The sequence below is a fragment of the Pseudomonas sp. KNUC1026 genome (genome assembly GCF_021650705.1).
Taxonomy (GTDB): domain Bacteria; phylum Pseudomonadota; class Gammaproteobacteria; order Pseudomonadales; family Pseudomonadaceae; genus Aquipseudomonas.
This window is the reverse complement of record NZ_CP087138.1, coordinates 744,669-766,491: the sequence shown is the minus strand read 5'-3', so window position 1 is coordinate 766,491 and position 21,823 is coordinate 744,669. Positions and strand designations below refer to the sequence as shown.

Annotated in this window: 10 protein-coding genes and 6 pseudogenes; 11 read left to right on the top strand and 5 right to left on the bottom strand. The window is 63.9% G+C overall.

The annotated features are described in order from the left end of the window. Positions 1–211: 211 nt before the first annotated feature. Both tsf and rpsB read right to left on the bottom strand, forming a co-directional pair. The gene (gene tsf / locus LN139_RS03205) at positions 212–1,078 is read right to left on the bottom strand and encodes a translation elongation factor Ts (RefSeq protein WP_236358638.1); all 867 of its coding nucleotides are present in this window, start codon (positions 1,076–1,078) and stop codon (positions 212–214) included. Positions 1,079–1,244: 166 nt separating this feature from the next. Next, positions 1,245–1,987 (bottom strand): annotated as a pseudogene (gene rpsB / locus LN139_RS03200) (30S ribosomal protein S2). Positions 1,988–2,309: 322 nt separating this feature from the next. Here rpsB and map point away from each other — a divergent pair. From map to LN139_RS03180, 4 genes and pseudogenes are all read left to right on the top strand, one after another. Further along, the gene (gene map / locus LN139_RS03195) at positions 2,310–3,089 is read left to right on the top strand and encodes a type I methionyl aminopeptidase (RefSeq protein ID WP_236358636.1); all 780 of its coding nucleotides are present in this window, start codon (positions 2,310–2,312) and stop codon (positions 3,087–3,089) included. Positions 3,090–3,124: 35 nt separating this feature from the next. Continuing rightward, entirely contained in the window at positions 3,125–5,818 is a 2,694-nt protein-coding gene (locus LN139_RS03190; protein ID WP_236358633.1) for a [protein-PII] uridylyltransferase, read from the top strand. Position 5,819: 1 nt separating this feature from the next. After that, a pseudogene (gene dapC, locus LN139_RS03185) lies at positions 5,820–7,027 on the top strand (succinyldiaminopimelate transaminase). Between the two features lie 173 nt (positions 7,028–7,200). Continuing rightward, positions 7,201–8,535 (top strand): LLM class flavin-dependent oxidoreductase, encoded by a 1,335-nt coding sequence (locus LN139_RS03180; protein ID WP_236358631.1) that lies wholly within the window; start codon positions 7,201–7,203, stop codon positions 8,533–8,535. A 64-nt stretch (positions 8,536–8,599) separates the two neighbouring features. Here the strand turns inward: LN139_RS03180 and LN139_RS03175 are convergent, their stop codons facing one another. Then, positions 8,600–9,751 carry an acyl-CoA dehydrogenase family protein gene (locus LN139_RS03175; protein WP_442964373.1) on the bottom strand — a complete coding sequence of 384 codons (1,152 nt, stop codon included), beginning with the start codon at positions 9,749–9,751 and terminating at the stop codon, positions 8,600–8,602. 93 nt (positions 9,752–9,844) lie between these two features. Then, on the bottom strand, positions 9,845–10,783 hold the full coding sequence (locus LN139_RS03170) for a LysR family transcriptional regulator (protein ID WP_236358627.1): 939 nt from the start codon (positions 10,781–10,783) through the stop codon (positions 9,845–9,847). 250 nt (positions 10,784–11,033) lie between these two features. On the opposite strand from LN139_RS03170, the pseudogene LN139_RS03165 reads away from it, so the two are divergent. The 6 genes and pseudogenes from LN139_RS03165 to LN139_RS03140 all read left to right on the top strand — a co-directional run bounded on the left by LN139_RS03165 (position 11,034) and on the right by LN139_RS03140 (position 17,805). Beyond that, positions 11,034–11,824: pseudogene (locus LN139_RS03165) on the top strand (class II aldolase/adducin family protein). A 36-nt stretch (positions 11,825–11,860) separates the two neighbouring features. Then, positions 11,861–13,508 (top strand): annotated as a pseudogene (locus LN139_RS03160) (ABC transporter substrate-binding protein). Then, positions 13,505–14,464: an ABC transporter permease gene (locus LN139_RS03155; RefSeq protein WP_236358625.1), complete on the top strand. Its 960-nt coding sequence runs from the start codon at positions 13,505–13,507 to the stop codon at positions 14,462–14,464. Before LN139_RS03160 ends, LN139_RS03155 begins: the two are co-directional and overlap by 4 nt. Position 14,465: 1 nt before the next feature. Next, positions 14,466–15,361, top strand: a pseudogene (locus LN139_RS03150) (ABC transporter permease). Between the two features lie 13 nt (positions 15,362–15,374). Further along, positions 15,375–16,983: pseudogene (locus LN139_RS03145) on the top strand (dipeptide ABC transporter ATP-binding protein). Positions 16,984–17,217: 234 nt separating this feature from the next. Continuing rightward, the gene (locus LN139_RS03140) at positions 17,218–17,805 is read left to right on the top strand and encodes a M12 family metallopeptidase (RefSeq protein ID WP_236358622.1); all 588 of its coding nucleotides are present in this window, start codon (positions 17,218–17,220) and stop codon (positions 17,803–17,805) included. Here LN139_RS03140 and LN139_RS03135 read toward each other — a convergent pair. Continuing rightward, a complete protein-coding gene (locus LN139_RS03135; RefSeq protein WP_236358620.1) occupies positions 17,756–18,445 on the bottom strand; it encodes a DUF3592 domain-containing protein in 690 nt (229 codons plus the stop codon). The two genes, LN139_RS03140 and LN139_RS03135, sit on opposite strands and share 50 nt — an antisense overlap. A 474-nt stretch (positions 18,446–18,919) precedes the next feature. Here LN139_RS03135 and LN139_RS03130 point away from each other — a divergent pair, with 474 nt between their 5' ends. Beyond that, positions 18,920–21,781 (top strand): PAS domain-containing hybrid sensor histidine kinase/response regulator, encoded by a 2,862-nt coding sequence (locus tag LN139_RS03130; RefSeq protein ID WP_236358617.1) that lies wholly within the window; start codon positions 18,920–18,922, stop codon positions 21,779–21,781. Positions 21,782–21,823: the final 42 nt, after the last annotated feature.

Below are 21,823 nucleotides of genomic sequence, written 5' to 3'. Positions count from 1 at the left end.
TTGTTTTCAAAAATCCCTGGAGCACTTTATGCCCCGGATAACTCTAGCGCTATCGCGCCATCCCGACCTGGCCGGATAAGCCTGGCGCCGGGTTTCAAGTTGTGTACGAAAGACAGGCAATCGCCAACCTTTCGTACACACCCTGCCCTGCTTTGAAAAAGAGGCTGCGCGCGTCAGCGGGCAGCCTCTGTTCACAACCAGCGAAACCGAATTACTGCTTGCTGGCTGCAGCTACCTGGGCAGCAACTTCGTCAGCGAAGTTGTCGACCGGCTTCTCGATGCCCTCGCCCACTTCGTAACGAACGAAGGAAACGACTTCTGCACCGGCTTTCTTGACCAGTTCGCCGACCTTGACTTCAGGGTCCATGACGAACGCTTGCTCGACCAGGCTGGCTTCGGACAGGAACTTGTTGATACGGCCTTTGACCATGTTTTCAACGATGTTCTCTGGCTTGCCAGCGATCTTGTCGGCGTTGAGCTGCAGGAAAATTTCCTTTTCCTTGGCAACCAGGTCGGCAGAGATCTGATCAGGCGAAACTACGGCAGGGTTGCTGGCAGCAACGTGCATGGCAACGTGCTTGGCCAGTTCTTCGTTACCGCCCTTGAGCACAACCAGAACGCCGATGCGGTGGCCGTGCAGGTAGGCACCGACGGTGTCGCCGGCAACGGAGGCCAGGCGGCGAATGTTGACGTTCTCGCCGCACTTGGCAACCAGCGCCTCGCGGGCCGATTCGCGCGAAGCGATCAGCGGAGCGGCGTCGGTGAGGTTCTGCTCGAACGCTTCGTTCAGGCTGTCCTTGACGAAGCCTTTGAAGTCGTCCTGCAAAGCCAGGAAGTCGGTCTGCGAGTTGACTTCGATGATCAGGCCACGGCCGCCTTCGACGCGAGCGGCGATGGCGCCTTCAGCGGCGATGTTGCCGGCTTTCTTGGCAGCCTTGATGGCACCGGAAGCGCGCATATCGTCGATGGCCTTCTCGATATTGCCCTCGGCGGCAACCAGAGCCTTCTTGCACTCCATCATGCCTTGGCCGGTACGCTCACGCAGTTCCTTGACCAGCGCTGCAGTAATTTCTGCCATTTCAAAATCCTCTTGGATAAGTTTCGACCAGACCACCCGACGGTGCGGGCGCTCGAATCTTGGATCATCGCGCGCGAAGGTTACGAACGCGGGCGCCGATCCTGAAGGTGGCAAAAGGGGGCCTAGCCCCCTTTTGCGTGACAAGCCGTGCCAGTTGGCCTACGACTCAGCCTTCAGCCGCGGTGTTGGCGGCTTCTTCCTGCACGTACTCTTCGGTGCCGCCACCCACGTTGTTGCGGCCACGAATCACGGCGTCAGCCATGGCAGTCATGTACAGCTCGATGGCGCGGATGGCGTCGTCGTTGCCTGGGATGACGTAATCGACGCCTTCCGGGCTGCTGTTGGTATCGACGATACCGATGACCGGGATGCCCAGCTTGTTGGCTTCGCTGATGGCGATGCGCTCGTGATCGACGTCGATGACGAACAGGGCATCAGGCAGGCCGCCCATGTCCTTGATACCACCCAGCGAACGGTCCAGCTTCTCCAGATCGCGCGAGCGCATCAGAGCTTCTTCTTGGTCAGCTTGGTGAAGGTACCGTCTTCAGCCTGGGTTTCCAGCTCGCGCAGGCGTTTGATCGACTGGCGGATGGTTTTGTAGTTGGTCAGCATGCCGCCCAACCAGCGGTGATCGACGTACGGCGAACCGCAACGAGCAGCCTGCTCGGCGACGATCTTGCCAGCGGAACGCTTGGTGCCGACGAACATGATCTTGTTCTTGCCCTGGGCCAGACGCTCGACGAAGGTCAGAGCCTCGTTGAACAGCGGCAGGGTTTTTTCCAGGTTGATGATGTGGATCTTGTTGCGCGCGCCGAAAATGAACTTGCCCATTTTCGGGTTCCAGTAACGGGTCTGGTGGCCGAAGTGCACACCGGCCTTCAGCATATCGCGCATGTTGACTTGGGACATGATAGTTCCTTGATAAGTCGGGTTAGGCCTCCACGTATCCCAATGATCCAACCTCCGGCACAGGGCCTTCGGCACCCAGGTCATCGTGTCGATACGTGTGTGGGTTTGAGCCTCGCAGGGACACCCCCGCGAAGCGGCGCACTTTATACCACAGTTCCCTGACAGAAGGAACCGCCCCGAAGCCGGCACTGCCTATTTTGCGCCCTGCCGCCAATCGCGCAACAATGGCACCCCGCCAGCGGCCCCGGCGTACCGTTGACGGCTCTGGTAGAATCGCCGCTTTACACACCGTTTCAAGCGCTCCGGCGCCAAGAGAGCATTCATGACCGTGACCATCAAGACGCCCGAGGATATCGAGAAAATGCGCATCGCCGGCCGCCTGGCCGCCGAAGTGCTGGAAATGATCGAACCTTACGTCAAGCCCGGGGTGACCACCGAGGAACTGGACCGCATCTGCCACGACTATATCGTCAACGAGCAGCAGGCCATCCCCGCCCCGCTCAACTACAAGGGCTTCCCCAAGTCGATCTGCACTTCGATCAACCATGTGGTGTGCCACGGCATTCCCAACGAGAAGCCACTGAAAAACGGCGACTTGCTGAACATCGACATCACCGTCATCAAGGATGGCTACCACGGCGACACCAGCCGCATGTTCAACGTAGGCACCGTCCCGCAGTGGGCCGAGCGCTTGTCGAAGATCACCCAGGAGTGCCTGTACCTCGGCATTGAGGTCGTGCGCCCCGGTGCGCGCCTGGGCGATATCGGCGCGGTCATCCAGAAACACGCCGAGAAGAACGGCTTCTCGGTGGTACGCGAGTTCTGTGGCCACGGCATCGGCAAGGTCTTCCACGAAGAACCGCAGGTTATGCACTACGGTGTTGCCGGCGAAGGCCTGGAACTCAAGGAAGGCATGACCTTCACCATCGAGCCGATGATTAACCAGGGCAAGGCCGACACCCGCCTGCTCGGCGACGGCTGGACCGCCATCACTAAGGACCGCAAGCTCTCGGCCCAGTGGGAGCACACCCTTCTGGTGACCGCCACCGGCTACGAGATCCTGACCCTGCGCAGCGACGACACCCTCGCCCGCAGCAACTGACTGGTGCTCGCACTCATATAAAGGAAGGCCGCCCGATGCCCCAGATGGACCCAGAGCTGTTCGACCGTGGCCAGTTCCAGGCCGAGCTGGCCCTCAAGGCCAGCCCGATCGCTGCCTTCAAGAAGGCCATCCGCCAGGCCAGCGAAGTGCTCGATCAGCGCTTCATCGAGGGCCGCGACGTGCGCCGACTCGTCGAAGACCGCGCCTGGTTCGTCGATTGCCTGTTGCAGCAGGCCTGGGCCCAGTTCGACTGGAGCGAAGACGCCGACATCGCCCTGGTCGCGGTCGGCGGCTACGGCCGCGGCGAGCTGCATCCATATTCGGACATCGACCTGCTGATCCTGCTCGAAAGCGCAGACCACGAAGTGTTCCGCGAGCCGATCGAACGGTTCCTCACCCTGCTCTGGGACATAGGCCTGGAAGTGGGCCAGAGCGTGCGCTCGGTGGACGAGTGCGCCGAACAGGCGCAGGCGGACCTCACCGTCATCACCAACCTGATGGAGTGCCGAACCGTTGCCGGCCCCGACCGTTTGCGCAAGCGCATGCTCGAAGCCACCGCTACCGAGCGGATGTGGCCCAGCCGCGAGTTCTTCCTGGCCAAGCGCGAGGAACAGAGGGCGCGCCATCACAAGTACAACGACACCGAATACAACCTGGAGCCCAACGTCAAGGGCGGCCCTGGCGGGCTGCGTGACATCCAGACGTTGCTATGGGTAGCCCGCCGGCACTTCGGCACCCTGAACCTGCAGGCCCTGGCCAGCCAGGGCTTTCTGGTGGAGAGCGAGATCAGCCTGCTGGCGTCTTCGCAGGAGTTCCTCTGGAAGGTGCGCTACGCCCTGCACATGCTCGCCGGCCGCGCCGAAGACCGGCTGCTGTTCGACTACCAGCGCAAGATCGCCGAGCTGCTGGGCTACACCGACGGCGACGCCAAGCTTGCCATCGAGCGCTTCATGCAGCAGTACTACCGCGTGGTGATGAGCATCGCCGAACTCAGCGACCTGATCGTGCAGCATTACGAAGAAGTGATCCTGGCCGACGACAGCAGCCGCACGCTCACCCCGCTCAATTCGCGCTTCCAGCTGCACGACGGCTACATCGAAGCAACCCACGCCAATGTGTTCCGGCGCACGCCCTTCGCGATGCTGGAAATCTTCGTGCTGATGGCGCAAAACCCGGACATCAAAGGTGTGCGCGCCGACACCATCCGCCTGCTGCGCGAACACCGGCACCTGATCGACGACACCTTCCGCAACGATATCCGCAACACCAGCCTGTTCGTCGAGTTGTTCAAGTGCGAGGTGGGCATCCACCGCAACCTGCGCCGGATGAACCGCTACGGCATCCTGGGCCGCTATCTGCCGGAGTTCGGCCACATCGTCGGGCAGATGCAGCACGACCTGTTCCACATCTATACGGTCGATGCGCACACGCTCAACCTGATCAAGCACCTGCGCAAGCTGCAGTACACGCCCATTTCCGAGAAATTCCCGCTGGCCAGCAAGCTGATGGGCAAGCTGCCCAAGCCTGAGCTGATCTACATGGCCGGCCTGTACCACGACATCGGCAAGGGCCGCGGTGGCGACCACTCCGAGCTGGGCGCGGTAGACGCCGAGGCCTTCTGCGCACGGCATCAGTTGCCCGCCTGGGACGGCCGCCTGATCGTGTGGCTGGTGCAGAACCACCTGGTGATGAGCACCACCGCCCAGCGCAAGGACCTCTCCGACCCGCAGGTGATTCACGACTTTGCCCAGTTCGTCGGCGACCAGACGCACCTGGACTACCTCTACGTGCTGACCGTGGCCGACATCAACGCCACCAACCCGTCGCTATGGAACTCCTGGCGTGCCAGCCTGCTGCGCCAGCTGTACACCGAAACCAAGCTGGCACTGCGCCGGGGCCTTGAAAACCCGGTCGACCGCGAGCAGCAGATCCGCCACACCCAGAACGCTGCCCTCGACACCCTGGTACGTGGCGGCACCGACCCGGACGAGGTCGAGCAGCTGTGGTCGCAGCTGGGCGATGACTATTTCCTGCGCCATACCTCGGGGGATGTGGCCTGGCACACCGATGCGATCCTCCAGCAGCCGCCCAGCGGCGACCCGCTGGTGCTGATCAAGGAAACCACCCAGCGCGAATTCGAAGGCGGCACGCAGATCTTCATCTACGCCCCTGACCAGCACGATTTCTTCGCCGTGACCGTGGCCGCCATGGACCAGCTCAACCTGAACATCCATGACGCGCGCATCATCACCTCCAGCAGCCAGTTCACCCTCGACACCTACATCGTGCTGGACAACGAAGGTGGCTCGATCGGCAACGACCCTGCACGCATCGAACGTATCCGCCTGGGCCTGACCGAGGCACTGCGCAACCCCGACGACTACCCCACCATCATCCAGCGCCGGGTGCCGCGCCAGCTCAAGCATTTCGCCTTTGCGCCGCAGGTGACCATCCACAACGATGCCCAGCGCCCGGTGACGGTGCTGGAGCTGGCCGCGCCCGACCGCCCGGGCCTGTTGGCGCGCGTGGGCAAGATCTTCCTGGACTTCGACCTCTCGCTGCAGAACGCCAAGATCGCCACCTTGGGCGAGCGCGTCGAAGACGTCTTTTTCATCACCGACGCGGCCAACCAGCCGCTGTCCGACCCGCAACTGTGTGCGCGCCTCCAGGAGGCGATCGTCAAACAGCTATCGGTCGAGCAGCCGGACCTGTCGCGCATCAGCATCTGACCTGCGAACACTTCCATGGAACGACGCCCTGAACCAGCTGCAACCCTATCCCTTCGAGAAACTGCGCGCGCTGCTTGCGGGCGCCGAACACACCCAGGGGCGGCGCCACATCGCCCTGTCGATCGGCGAGCCCAAGCACGCCTCGCCCGAGTTCGTCGCCCAGGCACTGCGCGACAACCTCGCGCAAATGGCGGTGTACCCCACCACGGCTGGCCTGCCGGCACTGCGCGAGGCGATTGCGCAGTGGTGCGAGCGGCGCTTCAGCGTGCCCGCCGGCTGGCTCGACCCGGCCCGCCACGTGCTGCCGGTCAACGGCACGCGCGAGGCGCTGTTCTCGTTCGTGCAAACCGTTGCCCAGCGTGGCGCCGACGGCCTGGTGGTCAGCCCCAACCCGTTCTATCAGATCTACGAAGGCGCAGCGTTGCTGGCCGGCGTGCAGCCGCACTACCTGCCATGCCTGGCCAGCCACGGTTTCAACCCGGACTTCGACGCCGTGCCGGCCCAGGTGTGGCAGCGCTGCCAGATCCTGTTCCTGTGCTCGCCAGGCAACCCGACCGGTGCGCTGATTCCTCTCGACACCCTGAAACGCCTGATCGCCCTGGCTGACGAGCACGACTTCGTGATCGCCGCCGACGAGTGCTACAGCGAGCTGTACTTCGACGAGAGCGCCCCGCCACCCGGACTGCTGACCGCCTGCGCGGAGCTGGGCCGCAGCGATTTCAAACGCTGTGTGGTGTTCCACAGCCTGTCCAAGCGCTCCAACCTGCCCGGCCTGCGTTCAGGCTTCGTGGCCGGCGACGCCGACATCCTCAAAGCCTTTCTGCTTTACCGCACCTACCACGGCTGCGCCATGCCGGTGCAAACCCAGCTGGCCAGCATCGCCGCCTGGAACGACGAAGCCCATGTGCGTGCCAACCGCGACCTGTACCGCGAGAAGTTCGACGCGGTGCTGAACATCCTGTCGCCGGTGATGGACGTACAGCGCCCCGACGGCAGCTTCTACCTGTGGCCGAACGTGGGCGGCGACGATGCAGCGTTCTGCCGCGAGCTGTTCGAGCAGCAACACGTGACCGTAGTGCCTGGTTCTTATCTCCTCGCGAGGCCAATGGCCACAACCCGGGTGCCGGGCGTGTGCGCATGGCCCTGGTCGCACCGCTGGCCGAGTGCATCGAAGGCGCGCAGCGCATTCGTGAATTCGTCACACGCTAAAAGCGGCAACTTGCCCGGCTCGCATGATCTGTGCCGGGCAAGTTTCCAGAAACGAATCATTAATTTAGAACCAAAAGTGATTTCACAAGCGCAGCCCATGCCTCTAGCGTGAACGCATGCCGACCCCTCGCCTGGTGGAGGCCCATCGTCCACGACCATCAGGAGCGCACGGCATGAGCACACGGCAATTGAAACTCGGGGTAATGATCCACGGCGTCGGTCACGGTTGGGGCGAATGGCGCCACCCCGATGCGCTACCCAATGCCAGCACGCATTTTCCCTTCTACAAGCAGCAAGCTGCCCTCGCAGAAGCTGCAAAGTTCGACTTCGCCTTCATCGCCGACAGCCTGCACATCCACCAACGCTCGAGCCCCCATTACCTGAACCGCTTCGAGCCGCTGACGGTGCTCTCGGCCCTGGCGGCGGTCACCGAACGCATCGGCCTGGTGGCCACCATTACCGTCAGCTACACCGAGCCCTACCAGGTCGCGCGGCAACTGGCCTCGCTCGATCACATCAGCGGCGGCCGCGCCGGCTGGAATGTGGTGACCTCCTGGCTCTCGGGCACCGCCGACAACTTCGGCAAGGCCGAGCACCCACCTCACACAGTGCGCTATCGCATCGCCCGAGAGCACCTGAATGTGGTCAAGGGGTTGTGGGATTCCTGGGAGGACGACGCCTTCACTTATGACAAAAGCAGTGGCGAGTTTTTCGCACCCGGCAAGCTGCACGTCCTCAATCACCAGGGTGAGTTCTTCAAGGTCAAAGGCCCGTTGAACATCGCCCGTTCGCAGCAGGGGCAGCCGGTGATTTTCCAGGCTGGCGTTTCCGATGACGGGCGCAGCTTCGCTGCACAGAACGCCGACGCCATCTTCTGCCATCAGGCCAGCCTCGGCGAGGCCCAAGCCTACTACCGGGACCTCAAACAACGAGCTGCGCAGGCCGGGCGCGATCCCGAAACGCTGTCGATCCTGCCGGGCATCCGCCCTATCGTCGGCTTGACGCCCGAAGAGGTCGAGGCGCGCTATCAGCAAGCGGTGGGCCTGGTCAGCATCGAGGACGCTATCGTTGCGCTGGGCCGGCCGTTCAATGATTACGACTTCACTCGCCACGACCTGGACGCCCCCTTCCCGAATCTTGGCGAACTAGGCGCCAACAGCCACAAGGGCACTTCCGAGCAGATCAAAGCCTTGGCGCAAAACGAAAACCTCACCTTGCGCGAAGTCGCCCTGCGCTTTGCCAAGCCCACCCGCGAATTCACCGGCACACCCGAACAGGTCGCCGACCGTTTGCAAACCTGGTTCGAACAGCGTGGCGCCGACGGTTTCATCGTCAACAACGTGCTGCCCGACGGCCTCGAGTATTTCACCCGCTACGTGGTGCCGCTGCTGCAGCAACGGGGCCTGGCACGCAGGGAGTACAGCGGCGTGACGCTGCGCGAGCACCTTGGCCTGGCACGGCCGGAGAATCGCTACAGCAAGGCGGCGACGCGCGATCACGTCGCTTGAAGTGCAGCCTCCGTACCGAGGGCGCCAATGTTGCTCGGGCCTGAAGCGGCCCGAGCAATGTGAATTACCCGGCCAGCGACAACTTGCCCATGGCAATCAGGGCGCTGTCGTCCTGAGGGGTGTGGATGCGCCCGCAAAGGACATTGCGGTAGTGCCGTTCGAGGGCGTTGCGCCGGTCCAGCGCGGGGTTGCCACCCGCCTCGATGGCCAGGCTCACGGCTTCGATGGCGGTGCGGGTCGCCAGGTACTTGATCGCAGGGGCCTGGGCCGGGCTCACACGGCCCTCGGCAGCGCTGTCGAGCAACGCCTGGTTGGCCAGCAGCAGGCTTTCGATCTGCCCCAGGCGCTCCTGAAAGCGCGGCAGTGTCGCAAGTGGCGCACCGAGGTTGGCGGGCACCCTCGCCTTGAGCCAGCGTCGAAAGTCGTCGCGGGCGGCGCGAGCGATGCCGTCATACAGGCTGCTTAGCAGCACTGCCATCCACAGCTGGTCTTCATTGTCGAATTCGGCATGCGGCGCACTGGCCGGCGACACACTGACCGCCTGGTCCAGCGGCACCAGCACGTCCTCGAAGACCATGTCATGGCTGCAGGTGGCGCGCATGCCCAGATGGTCCCAGGTGGGTTCGATACGAATGCCAGGGCTGCCGTTACGCACCAGCCAGTTGCCCACCAGCGGGTCGGGATCGTCGCTGCGCGCCCACACCTGCAGCCAGCTCAGGCCATGGCTGCCGGTGGAGTAGATCTTGCGCCCGCTCAGGCGCCAGCCTTCCGGGGTGCGCCGGGCGATGGTGGCGGGCAAGCCACCGCGGGCCGGGCTGCCCAGGTCGGGCTCGACCCGCAACGCGTTGAGCAACGCGCCGGTTTCAACCGCATCCAGCGCCAGGCGCTGCTTCCAGTGCGCGGGCCAGCGCGGGCTGTGGTGCAGCCGGGCGTGCTGGATGTATTGCATCAGCAGGATCAACGCGGTGGAGGGTTCACCCTGCGCCACAGCGCTGACCACCTGGCGCGCGGTGGCCAGGCTTGCGCCGCCACCGCCGAAGGCCTGCGGCACCGTGAGCGCCAGCAGGCCACGCTCGCGCAGCAACGCGATGCAATCGGCAGGGAACTCGCCGCTGCGGTCGTAGCGCTCGGCGTGCTCGGCCAGCGCCGCGGTCAGTTGGGCGAGAAAGTCAGGGTCGAGCGGGTTGGCAGGTGGCGCTGGCAAGATCGTCTCCATTGATCGAGGAGCCCGATCCGCGTGCGCGGTCTCAAGACGTGGTTGAACTGAGCGCTACGTTAAAGGCCCACCACCACCTGAGTGAAATTCAATTTAGGCATATCCTAATATGCCGAAAACGCACCTCAAGCCACTTGCGCGCGCACTGCCAGCCCCTGCTGCGACGACATCGCCGAACAGGTCTACCGCGCCTTGCAGGTTGCCGACGAACGCAGCCTGCACCAGCCACAGGTCAATCACGGGGCGGAAGTCACTGACGTTGATCACCTCCAGCCGCTCGCGGTGGCGGCTGCCCTGCAGCAGCGGCTCGGGCACCAGCCCCAGGCCCATGCCGCTGGCGACCAGGCCCAGTTGCAGGTCGGTGCCGAAGATTTCCAGGTTCACCTTCAAACCCTGCCCCTGTTCGGCCAGGGCCCGCTGCAGCCCGGCGCGGAACCCGCAACCATCGGGGTTGAGCACCCAGCCCTGCGCCTGGCACTCGGCCAGTTTGCAACGTTTGCGCGCAGATGCGTCCTTGGCCCCGACCACCACCAAAGGCATCTGTGCCAGCGACTGCCCCGTAACGCCTTCGGGAAACACCTTGCCCGCCGGGAACAACACCGCAGCAGCATCAAGCTCACGGCGTTCGATGCGCTGCACCAGGTTGCCACCCCAGCCGTGGGCCACCTGCACCTGAAGCTCGGGGAAGCGCGCCTTCATGCCCTGGAGTGCCTCAAGCAAAACCGCATCGCCAATGGTCTGTGGCACGCCCAGGCGCAGCGTGCCCGAAGGGCTGGCATCTTCGGCCACCAGCTCGCGCAGCGCATCCACCTCGCGCATCACCGCCTGGCAGCGTTCGTACACTCGCCAGCCGATGGCGGTCGGCTTCATCGGCTTGGTGTGGCGATCGAGCAGAACTGCACCCAGCGCTTCCTCGAAATTCTGCAGGCGGCGGGTAATGGCCGATTGCGTAAGTTGCAGGGCCTCGGCCGCTACGCCCAGGGATTGCGAGCGCACCACGGCGATGAAAGCATCGATGTCATCTATTTTCATGCAAGGGTTCTCCGGCCTCGACAAGCGCCCAGAATATTCCAGCGGCGCATAATCTGCCGCTTTTTAATTCAGAAATACTGATGATTAGCTTATAGCCAAATAACCTTTTACAGCCTTCGAATATAAAAATATCGTCGTTTCCAAGCCACCTCATCGCCCTGAGGCGCCTACGCAGCCTGCAACCGTGCTGCTTTCCGCGCCCAGGGTTCACCGCCATGGGCACCTTCGCTGATTCGTATCAGGAGCCCCCATGAGCTCGCTTGCCAACCTCGCCACCCGCCCCACGCTTCGCCAGCGCGTTTCCCGGAAGAATGGGAAGTACGCGTCACGCTCGCTGCGGCCTACCGCATCGCCGCGCAGTTGCGCTGGACCGACCATATCTACACACACTTTTCCGCACGGGTGCCCGGCGAACACGAGCATTTTCTGATCAACCCCTATGGCTTGCTGTTCGACGAGATCAGCGCCTCGAACCTGGTGAAAGTGGACATCGACGGCACCCTGGTCGACGACCCGCTGGGTTTGGGCATCAACCAGGCAGGCTACGTGATCCACAGCGCCATCCACCGCGCTCGGCCCGACCTGAAAGCCGTGCTGCACACCCACACCCGCGACGGCGCTGCGGTGTCTGCGCAGCGCGGTGGCCTGCTGCCGCTGTCACAGCACGCGTTGGCCTACTACAGCCGCGTGGTTTACCACGAGTACGAAGGGGTTGCGCTGGACCTGGACGAACAGCAGCGCCTGGTGGCCAACCTGGGCGACAGCAACATCCTGATCTTGCGCAACCACGGGCTGCTCACCGGCGGGGTCAGCATCGAGCATGCCTTCCGCGAGCTGCATGGCCTGGAGCGCGCCTGCAATATCCAGATCGCCGCCCAGGCCGGCGGCAATGCCGACCTGCTGCACGCCCCGCCAGCGGCCATCGAAAAAGTGCGTGAGCAGTCGGCCGCGACCGCTTCGGGCGACAACCCGGTCATCCAGCTGCATTGGGACGCGCTGATTCGCCAGCTCGACCGCGAAACCCTGGCCTACGCCGACTGATTCGCCCGCCGCCCTCTCGATCAAGGACGTTTCTGCATGCAGCCCACCGTAAAAGCCCGGCCGTGGCGCCTGGCCCTGACCACCCTGGCCCTGGCCGGCGCCCTGAGCGGGCTCTCCGGCTGCTCGCCCTCTACGCCGCAAAGCCAGGCCAAGACCCTCAAGATCGCGTTCTTCGGCGACAACACCACACTGGTGAGCGTCGACCCTTTTCAGGTCTATTGGCTGGAGCACCGGGTGCTGCTGCGCAATGTGGCCGAATCCCTGACCGACCAGGACCCCGACACCGGCAAGATCATCCCGTGGCTGGCCAGAAGCTGGGAAGTGAGCGGCGACGCGCTGACCTACACCTTCCACCTGCGCGACGACGTGACCTTCAGCAATGGCGAACGCTTCGACGCGCAGGCGGTGAAAACCGCCTTCGACAGCGACAAGGCCTTCGCCAGCCAGCTGCCGGCGACCTTTGGCGCAACCTACCTGGCCGGCTATGACCACGCCGAAGTGGTCGACCCCTTTACCGTGAAACTGGTGCTGGCCAAACCCAACGCGGGCTTCTTGCAGGCCGCCTCCACCACCAACCTTGCGATCCTGGCCCCTGCGTCTTATGCGCTGAGTGCCAAGGAACGCTCGCTGGGCAAGATCATCGGCAGCGGCCCTTTCGTGCTCGAGCACTACACCCCGGAAGTGGGCGCCAGGCTGGTCAAGCGCACCGGTTACCACTGGGCGTCGGCCAATACCAGGAACCAGGGCGAGGCCTACCTCGACAGCGTCGACATCAGTTATGTGCCAGAGGAGAGCGTGCGCAACGGCCTGTTCCTGCAGGGCCAGGCCGACATCCTCTGGCCACGCAACCCGTTTTCGGAAGTCGACGCCAAGCTCTACCAGTCCAAGGGCGCGACCATTCAGAGCCGCGCCCTGCCAGGCCCGGCACTGAACCTGTACCCCAACACCCGTGACGGGCGGATCCTGGGTGACAAACAGGTGCGCCTGGCGCTGCTCAAGGCCATCGACCGCAAGACCTACGCCAGTACCGTCTACAGCCCGCAGTTCCCGGTGGTGAGCGGGGTGTACGACAGCACCACGCCTTACTTCAAGAACCAGGCAGCCAAGCTCGCCTACGACCCGGCCGGCGCCGAACGCCTGCTCGATGCGGCGGGCTGGTCGAAAGGCGCGGACGGCATCCGCCAGAAGAACGGCAAGCGCCTGGCGCTGAGCTACAACATCAACACCAGCGAGACCGCAGGCGACGTGCTGGTGCAGGACCAACTGCGCAAGGTGGGCATCGACCTCAAACTCTCGGTGGTCACCCGCGCCGAATGGACCGCCGTCAACAGCCAGGGCCGTTACGACCTGAGCTCGACCTACATGACCCGCGCCGACCCGATCATCCTGCAAACCATCCTCGACCCACGCAGCGCCAACAGCTCCACCTTCGCCACCAATACCTATCGAGCCGCAGACCCTGGCCAGGGCAACGGCATTGTTCGACACCGGCATCACCGCCACCGACAACGGCCAGCGCGCCCAGGCCTACGGCGACCTGCAAGACCTGCTGCTGGACGAGGCTTCTGCCTTCCCGATCTACGAGCGGGTGTGGCAGGCCGCCACCTCCTCCAAGGTGCAGGGCTTCCACTGGACGGCCGAAGGCTTCGCACTGCTGGGCGACATCAAGGTGAGCACGCCATGAGCCGCTACCTGGTGCGGCGTTTCGGCCAGGCGCTGCTGGTATTGTGGGGCGCTTACACCATTACCTATTTCATCCTTTACCTGCTGCCAGGCGACACCTTGTCGATCATGCTCAGCGCTGCGGGCATGGAGGCGGACTCGCTGTCGCCGGAGGATCTCGCCAAGGCGCAGGCCTACTACGGGCTCGACCGCGGCCTGTTCGCGCAGTACTTCCACCTGCTGGGCGGCGCACTGCACGGGGATTTCGGCCAGTCGCTGTCGCTGAACCGGCCGGTCGCGCAACTGCTGGCCGAGCGCCTGCCGCAAACCCTGCAACTGGCCGGCCTGGCAGTGTTGCTGTCGGTGCTCGGCGGCGTTGGCCTGGGTTACCTGGCCGCGCTGGTGCGCTGGCAGCCGCTCAAAACCGCACTGGCAAGGCTGCCGTCGCTGGGGTTTTCGGTGCCGGTGTTCTGGATGGGGTTGCTGCTGATCCAGGTATTCGCCTTCGGGCTGGGCTGGTTCCCCGCCACCGGCAGCCAGGGTGTGCAAAGCCTGGTATTGCCCGCCATCACGCTGGCGATCCCGAGTGCGGCGGTGTACGCGCAGGTGTTGCAGCGGGGCTTTCAGGGCGTATGGCGCGAGCCTTACATCAGCACCGCCTACGCCAAGGGCCTGAGCCGGGCGCAGGTGCAGTGGCGCCACGCTTTCAAGAACGCTGCGCTGCCGATCCTCACGCTGTTCGGCCTGCAGGTGGGCAATACCGTTTCCGGCGCAGTGCTGGTGGAAACCATCTTCAGCCGCAACGGCGTGGGCCGGCTGGCGCAGGAGGCCGTGCTGCGCCAGGACATTCCCGTGGTGCTGGCGATCGTCAGCGTCTCGGCGGCCGCCTTCGTGCTGGTCAACCTGCTGGTGGACCTGATCTACCCGCTGCTCGACCCGCGCATCACTCACCGAACCCCTGCCCCTTCAGGAGCCTGACATGCCCATCGCCTCCGAAGCGCCCCTGGCGCTGAACACCGCTGGCCGCAAGGCTTGGCGCCGCCAGGGCCGCTGGGCTCGCCAGTGGGCCGCCACCCGGCGGTTATGGCGCCGGCCAGGTTTCGTCCTGGCCGTGCTGGTGGTGGCGTTTGCACTGGCAGCGGCGCTGTTGCCTCAGACGCTCAGCGCATTCGACCCCAATGCCACTGCCCCGTTGGCCAAGCTGATCGCGCCCAACGCGCAGCATTGGTTCGGCACCGATGAGTTGGGGCGCGACCTGTATACGCGGGTGGTGTACGGCGCACGCCTGTCGATCAGCGCCGCCTTGCTCGCCGTAGGCCTGGCCCTGCTGGGCGGGCTTGGGCTGGGCGTGCTCGCAGGCTTTGCTGGTGGCCGGGTGGATGCGCTGATCATGCGGGTGATCGATGTGCTGCTGGCGCTGCCCGGCCTGCTGCTGGCCTTGGCGATCGTCACCGCCATCGGCTTCGGCACGTTGCCGGTGGCCGTGGCGGTGGGCGTGGGCATCGTCCCGGGCTTCGCCCGTACCACCCGCGCGGAGGTGCTGCGGGTCAAGACCTTGCCCTATGTGGAGGCCGCCCGCCTTGGCGGGGTCAGCTGGCTCGGCACGCTGCGCCGGCACATTCTGCCCAACGCCTGGGGGCCGGTGGCAGTGTTGGCCACCCTCGACTTCGGCGCAGCCGTTCTCGCGACGGCCGGCTTGAGCTTCCTGGGCTTCGGCGCGGCCCCGCCGGCGGCTGAATGGGGCACGCTGATCGCCACCGGCCGGCACTTTCTGATCACAGCGCCTGGGTGTCGCTGCTGCCGGGCGCGTTTCTGGTGGCGGTGGTGTTCAGCCTCAATCACATTGCCCGCACCCTGGAGGAGACCTCGCGATGAGTGAGCATCCACCTTGATCGACCTGCGCCAGTTGAGCGTGAGCTACCAGGCCGGCCGCGAAACGGTCCTGGCATTGCGTGAGGTGTCGCTGGCGATCCGGCCCGGTGAAACCCTGGCCATCGTCGGCGAATCAGGCTCGGGCAAGACCACCCTGGCCAACGCCCTGCTCGGCCTGCTGCCCGGTAACGCGCGCATCAGCGCCGGCCAGTTGCGAGTCAACGGTCAAGATTACAGCCACGCCAGCGAACGCCAGCGCCGCGCCCTGCGCGGCAGCACGCTCGGCCTGGTGCCGCAGGACCCGATGGTCAGCCTCAACCCTACCCAGCGCATCGGCCGGCAGATCGGCGAAGCCTTGAGCCTGAGCAAAGGTGGGCGTTACCGCAGCGTCGACCAGGACGTGCTCGCACTGCTGGAACAGGTCGGCATCGACCACCCTGCCCTGCGCGCTCGCCAGTATCCCCACGAGTTGTCTGGCGGCATGCGCCAGCGGGTGCTGATCGCTATCGCGTTGGCGGGCGAGCCGCAAATGATCATCGCCGACGAGCCCACCAGCGCGTTGGACGTGACCGTGCAGCGGCGCATTCTCGACCACCTGGAGCAGCTGGTGCGCGAGCGCGGCATCGCGCTGCTGATCATCACCCACGACCTGGGCGTGGCCGCCGAGCGGGCCGACCGTTTGCTGGTGATGCACAACGGCCAGGTGATCGAGCAAGGCCCTGCGCGGCAAGTGGTGGCGCGCCCGGCGCAGCCTTACACGCGCCAGTTGCTGGCCGCCGCACCGGCCTTTGCCGTACCACGCGAAGCCCGGCCCGCGCGGCAGGGCGAGCCGCTGCTGAAGATGGAGGATGTGAGCAAGGCGTACGCGCTGCCGCGTATCAAGGGCCAGCCGACGAGCTTCCAGGCTCTCCAAGGGATGAGCCTGGCACTGCGCGCAGGTGAAACCCTGGGCATCGTCGGTGAGTCAGGCTCCGGCAAAAGCACCACCTTGCGCCTGGCGCTCGGGCTTGAGCAGCCCGACAGCGGCCAGGTGTGGGTCGCCGGGCAGAACGTCAGCCGCTACCGCTGGCGGCAATTTCGCCCGTTGCGCCGGCAGATCCAGTTGGTGCAGCAGAATCCCTTCGCGGCGCTCGACCCGAGGCTGACGGTGTTCGACAGCATCGTCGAGCCGCTGCTGGCCTTCGGCATCGCCAAGGGTGCGGCGCTGGAGCAGGCGGCGCAACGCCTGATCGGAACAGGTGCACTTGCCCGTGCATTTTCTGGATCGGCTGCCTCACGAACTGTCCGGCGGCCAACGCCAGCGCGTGGCCATTGCCCGGGCACTGGCGCTGGCGCCGAAGGTGTTATTGCTGGATGAACCCGTGTCGGCGCTGGATGTGTCCGTACAGCGGCAGATCCTCGACCTGCTGGCCGAACTGCAGCGCGAGCTGGGCATCGCCTGCGTGATCGTGTCCCACGACCTGGCGGTGGTGGCGCAACTGGCGGATCGAGTGATGGTGATGCGCCAGGGCGAGGTGGTGGAGCAAGGCCCGGCCTGGCAGGTGTTCGGGCAACCGGCTCATCCGTACACCCAGGCATTGCTGGAGGCGGTGCCGGGGCGGCAGGCGAGTGCTCAGGTGGCATAACACATTGTTCGGGTGGCACATGAATGTTCCGGTTAGCCGAGCCTGTTGACCTACTGTCGCCGGCCACTTCACTGGAGCTTCAACCATGTTGATCAACTGCCAGCACCCCCATACGCCTGATTTTTTCGATTCACGTGAAGCCGCGCTGAGCGAGCGCCCGAAGCTGCACCCGCCGGCAAGTCGCGGCGCAAGCGTGCGGCCGGCGCTCATTCGCGCTTCTGGGCCAACGGCCGCGTGCTGAACATCGCCTGGATCGATGACCCGATGGACCTCGCTCATTGGCAGGCCATCCAGCACGCCGTGCTCAAATGGCAGCCGCACATCAACCTGACACTGGAATTCATCGATGGGCGTGAAGGTGAGCCGGGCGAAGGCAAGGGTGATATCCGCATCAGTGTGCAAGGCCCTGGCAACTACTCCTTGATCGGTACCGATGCCAAAGCCAATGATCCCTGGGTACCCACCATGGTGTTGAGCGTACGCCCGGGCGAGGAACGCTTCGAAGCTACGGTCATGCACGAGTTCGGGCATGCCCTGGGGCTGGAGCATGAACATCAGCACCCGCAAGCCAATATTCCCTGGGACCTCGACAAGGTCTACGCCTGGTACGCCGAAAAAGGTCATGACAAGGCAACCGTGGACGACCAGGTACTCGGCCGCCTGCCCGAGCGAGGCCACGGTTTCACCCGCTACGATCGCTCATCGATCATGCACTACCCGGTGCGCAACGAGCTGACGCACGGTGATTGGGAAGTCGGCCACAACCTTGAGCTCAGTGAGCAGGACAAAGCCTTCGCCGCGCGGATATATCCAACGCCTTGATCAACCCGCCAGCGCAGGCAGCGAGCGCATGTCCACATGGTGTTTGGCGCGGATTGCGTGCATCGATGAACAGATGCACCTGGCCGGTAGCCGGGTTGTGCCATTGGCAGTGAATCACCCAAGGGTGCCGGCCGTTGACCTTCACCCTCGGTTTCTGCGCAACCGACTCGACCTTGGCAGTGACAGCTTTGCCTGTGCGTATCAGCCCTTCCCGACGACTGCGCTTCAGGCGCTGAACGAGCAGTTTTCCCGCACCGATAGCGCCGAAGCTCAGGCCCATGAAACCGAAAATCAGCACCACCCCCCACTGCTCGAACATGCCGCCAAGCTTCGCATCCTGCGGCTTGCCTTGCTGATAGAACACCTCTACCTGCTCACCCGGCGCATAGGCCGGTGGGTAACTTGAGGTGGAGCTGGTGAACTCGATGTGTTCACCTTCTGCGGTGATAAACGCCACCACAGGGCTGTAGGTCAACGAGTCGTTCTCGCTGCGTTCAGGCAGCAGGTCGATCACTTCTCCTTGAGCGGTGAGCGCAGTGGCCATGAACGTGCGCGAGTTGTTCCAGCTTGTGACCGCGCCGGCGAGCATGAGCAGGCCGACACACAGGAAGAGGTACTTGAGGGTGTTGATGGCGCTCAACGCTTGGCTCCTTGTCGATGAATACTTCCCGGGCAAAAGCTCGAGGGGCGCGAATGTAGGCCCTCGTCCCCAGCACGAGGAAGGCCATAACGGCCTATCGCCACGGGGATTCGGCAATGTACACATCCGATAAAAAATGTGAGCCTCAATACGTGTAGTGCCGAAGGGTTCAAGGGTGAATCGTCCGAAAGTGCGGGTGCATCTTGCGATGCTGGCAAGAACTCACTGGGCCGTTCAAGGAGTGGTCGAGGGCGAATCCTCAAGGCGCGGGCCACCCATCAGAAGGTAGCCGTCGACCGATCGTCGGCGTGCCAGCCGGGATGGCACAAGTCCGGTAGCATCACTTGCGTTGCGCACCAATAGCCGGGGCCCATGCGCCGTGCTGCCTCACTTCGGCAGTCATTTGCCATCTGCCGATGTCGCACGTGGAGTTTCCTGCCCAATTCATGGCCAGCGGCCATAGGGAGTCGTTCGTTGTCCCAAGACCACCTGAGCCATCTCTCTCGTGAGGCGCTTGAAGCCGAGATTCATCAACTTCGCGCCAAGGCTAGGCACTCAGGCGCAGACACCGCCCGCGCCAAGGCAGTGTTCGATAGCGCCACCGAGTTCGCCATCGTCGTGACCGACACGGCAGGCATCATCACCGACTGGAACGCTGGCGCTGAACAGGTGATGGGGTGGACGGCGGAGGAAATGCGCGGCCAGGACGCTTCGCGATTTTTTGTGCCGGAGGACCGCGCCGAGGGCCGCGCCGAATACGAAATGCGCTGCGCTCTGAGAGAGGGGCGTGCAACCGACGAGCGCTGGCATTTGCGCAAGGGCGAAGAGCGTTTCTGGGCATCGGGCGAAATGATGCCGTTGCGTGATGAGCAAGACGAGCACATCGGCTTCGTCAAGATCTTCCGGGACCGCACGGCCGAGCATCTGGCCGGCAAAGCGCTGAAGGAAACCGAGCAGTTGCTTCGCCGAGCCCAGGAAGCGGGCGGCGTAGGGCTGTTCAATGTCGACCTGGCAAATGATGTGCTGTATGGGACGCCTGAGTTTTTCCGGCTGTATGGGCTGACGCCAGCGGCCAGTTATCCTGCGGTCGACGTCCAGGCACTGGTCATTGCCGAAGACGCGAGCCGGGTTTCGACCGCTGCGGGTCGCGCACAAGGTGAATACATCGCCAATGTCGACTATCGTATTCAACGGCCGGACACCGGCGAGGTCAGGTGGATCAACCGTACCGGCCTGATGGAGACAGACAGCCATGGCAAACCGGTGCGGTTTTCTGGCACGGCCCGCGACATCACTTCGCAGCGCCAGGCGGACGAGGCCCGCACAACGAGCGACGCCCGTTATCGGGTGCTGTTCGAGGCAATCGACGATGGGTTCTGCGTGATCGAGTTCTTCGACGGCCCTCACGGGCCGTTGAGCGACTACCGGCACGTGGAAGCGAATCTTGGCTATGAACGGCAGACCGGCATCGCCGACATCCTGGGGCAAACCATCAGGGAGCTCGAACCAGAGGACGCAGATGAGTGGGTAGCGCTGTATGGCGCAGTCCTCCAAACCGGCCAGCCTGTTCGCTTCGAGCGCTACTTCCTTGCGGCAGGCCGGGACATCGAAGTATCGGCTTCGCGGGTAGAGCCGGCCTCCAGGCGCCAGGTTTCGATCCTGTTCCGGGATATCACCGGTCGAAAAGCGGCGGAGGCGCTGGCACGCGAAAATATCGAGCGGGTACAGCTCGCGCTGTCGGCCGGAGCGATCATCGGCACCTGGGTCTGGGACATACAAAAAGATCTGTTTTCGGTCGATGAATCCTTCGCGGTCACTTTCGGGCTGAACCCTGCCCTCGGCCGTAAAGGGTTCCCTCTGGAACAAGTTGTCGAAACCGTTCACCCGGATGACAAGGACGGCCTGCTGGCCGCTATTCATGAAGCCGTGGGTCGTGGCGGCCATTTCGTCTACCAATACCGGACCCGGCGCGCCGACAGCCAGTATTACTGGCTCGAAGCCAACGGGCAGGTGAGGCTTAGCGCCGATGGGGTGCCCTCAACGTTTCCAGGTGTGCTGATCGACCTGGAAGGGCGCCGTGCCGTGGAAGGTGAGCGCGACAGCGCGATCGCTGCGCTGCGGGCACTGACCGACTCACTCGAGCAACGCGTGGCTGAAAGAACCGAAGAGCTGCTGCGCTCGGAAGATCAACTTCGGCAATCACAGAAGATGGAAGCTGTAGGCCAACTCACCGGCGGCCTCGCCCACGACTTCAACAACCTGCTCGCGGGCATCCTCGGCAGCCTTGAATTGATGAGCAAGCGCTTCAATCAGGGCCGCCTTAAAGATATCGACAAATACATGACAGCGGCCCAGGGGGCGGCAAAACGCGCCGCCGCCCTCACCCACCGCCTGCTCGCCTTCTCTCGAAGGCAGACACTTGACCCGGTCTGTACGGATGTCAACTCGCTGGTGTCGGACATGCGCGACCTGGTCCAACGCACCGTGGGCCCAGGCGTGCCTGTCCAGGTACTTCAGGCGCCCGAACTGTGGACGGCGCTGGTCGATCAGTCCCAGCTGGAAAACGCCCTGCTGAATCTGTGCATCAACGCCCGAGACGCCATGCCTGACGGCGGCACCATCATCGTCGAGACCTCCAATCGCCACATTGACCGCAAAGCTGCCCAGCGCCAGGACATTCCCGAGGGTGAGTACCTGTGCCTGAGCGTTTCCGATACCGGCACCGGCATGCCCCCGGACGTGGTCGCCAAAGCGTTCGATCCTTTTTTCACCACCAAGCCTCTGGGCCAGGGGACGGGCCTGGGCTTGTCCATGATCTACGGTTTTGCCAAGCAGTCCCATGGCCAGGTCCGCATCCATTCGATCGTGGGGGAAGGCACTACGGTGTCCATCTACTTACCGCGACATCTGGGTTCGGCCTCGCCCTCGGAGCCTTCTCTGAATACTGAACTGAGCACCCAGGCGCTGGAGGGCCAGACCATTCTGGTGGTGGAAGACGAACCCACCGTGAGGCTGTTGGTGACCGATGTTCTGGGCGAGCTTGGCTATACGGCCATCGAGGCCGCCGACAGCGCAGGCGGCCTGCGTATTCTGCTCTCGGACGCGCGTATCGACCTGCTGATCAGCGACGTAGGCTTGCCGGGAGGCATGAATGGCCGACAGATGGCCGACGCGGCCCGCGCCACGCGCCCGGAATTGAAAGTGCTGTTCATTACCGGCTACGCCGAGAACGCCATGTTGAAAAGTGGAGAGCTGGATGTCGGGATGTCCGTCATGACCAAGCCGTTCGCGGTGGATACGCTTGCAGCGCGTATCAGTGAGCTGCTTGGGAGGTAGCGATCCGCCGTTCAGCATCAGGCTGCCACTTTCAAGGTGGTT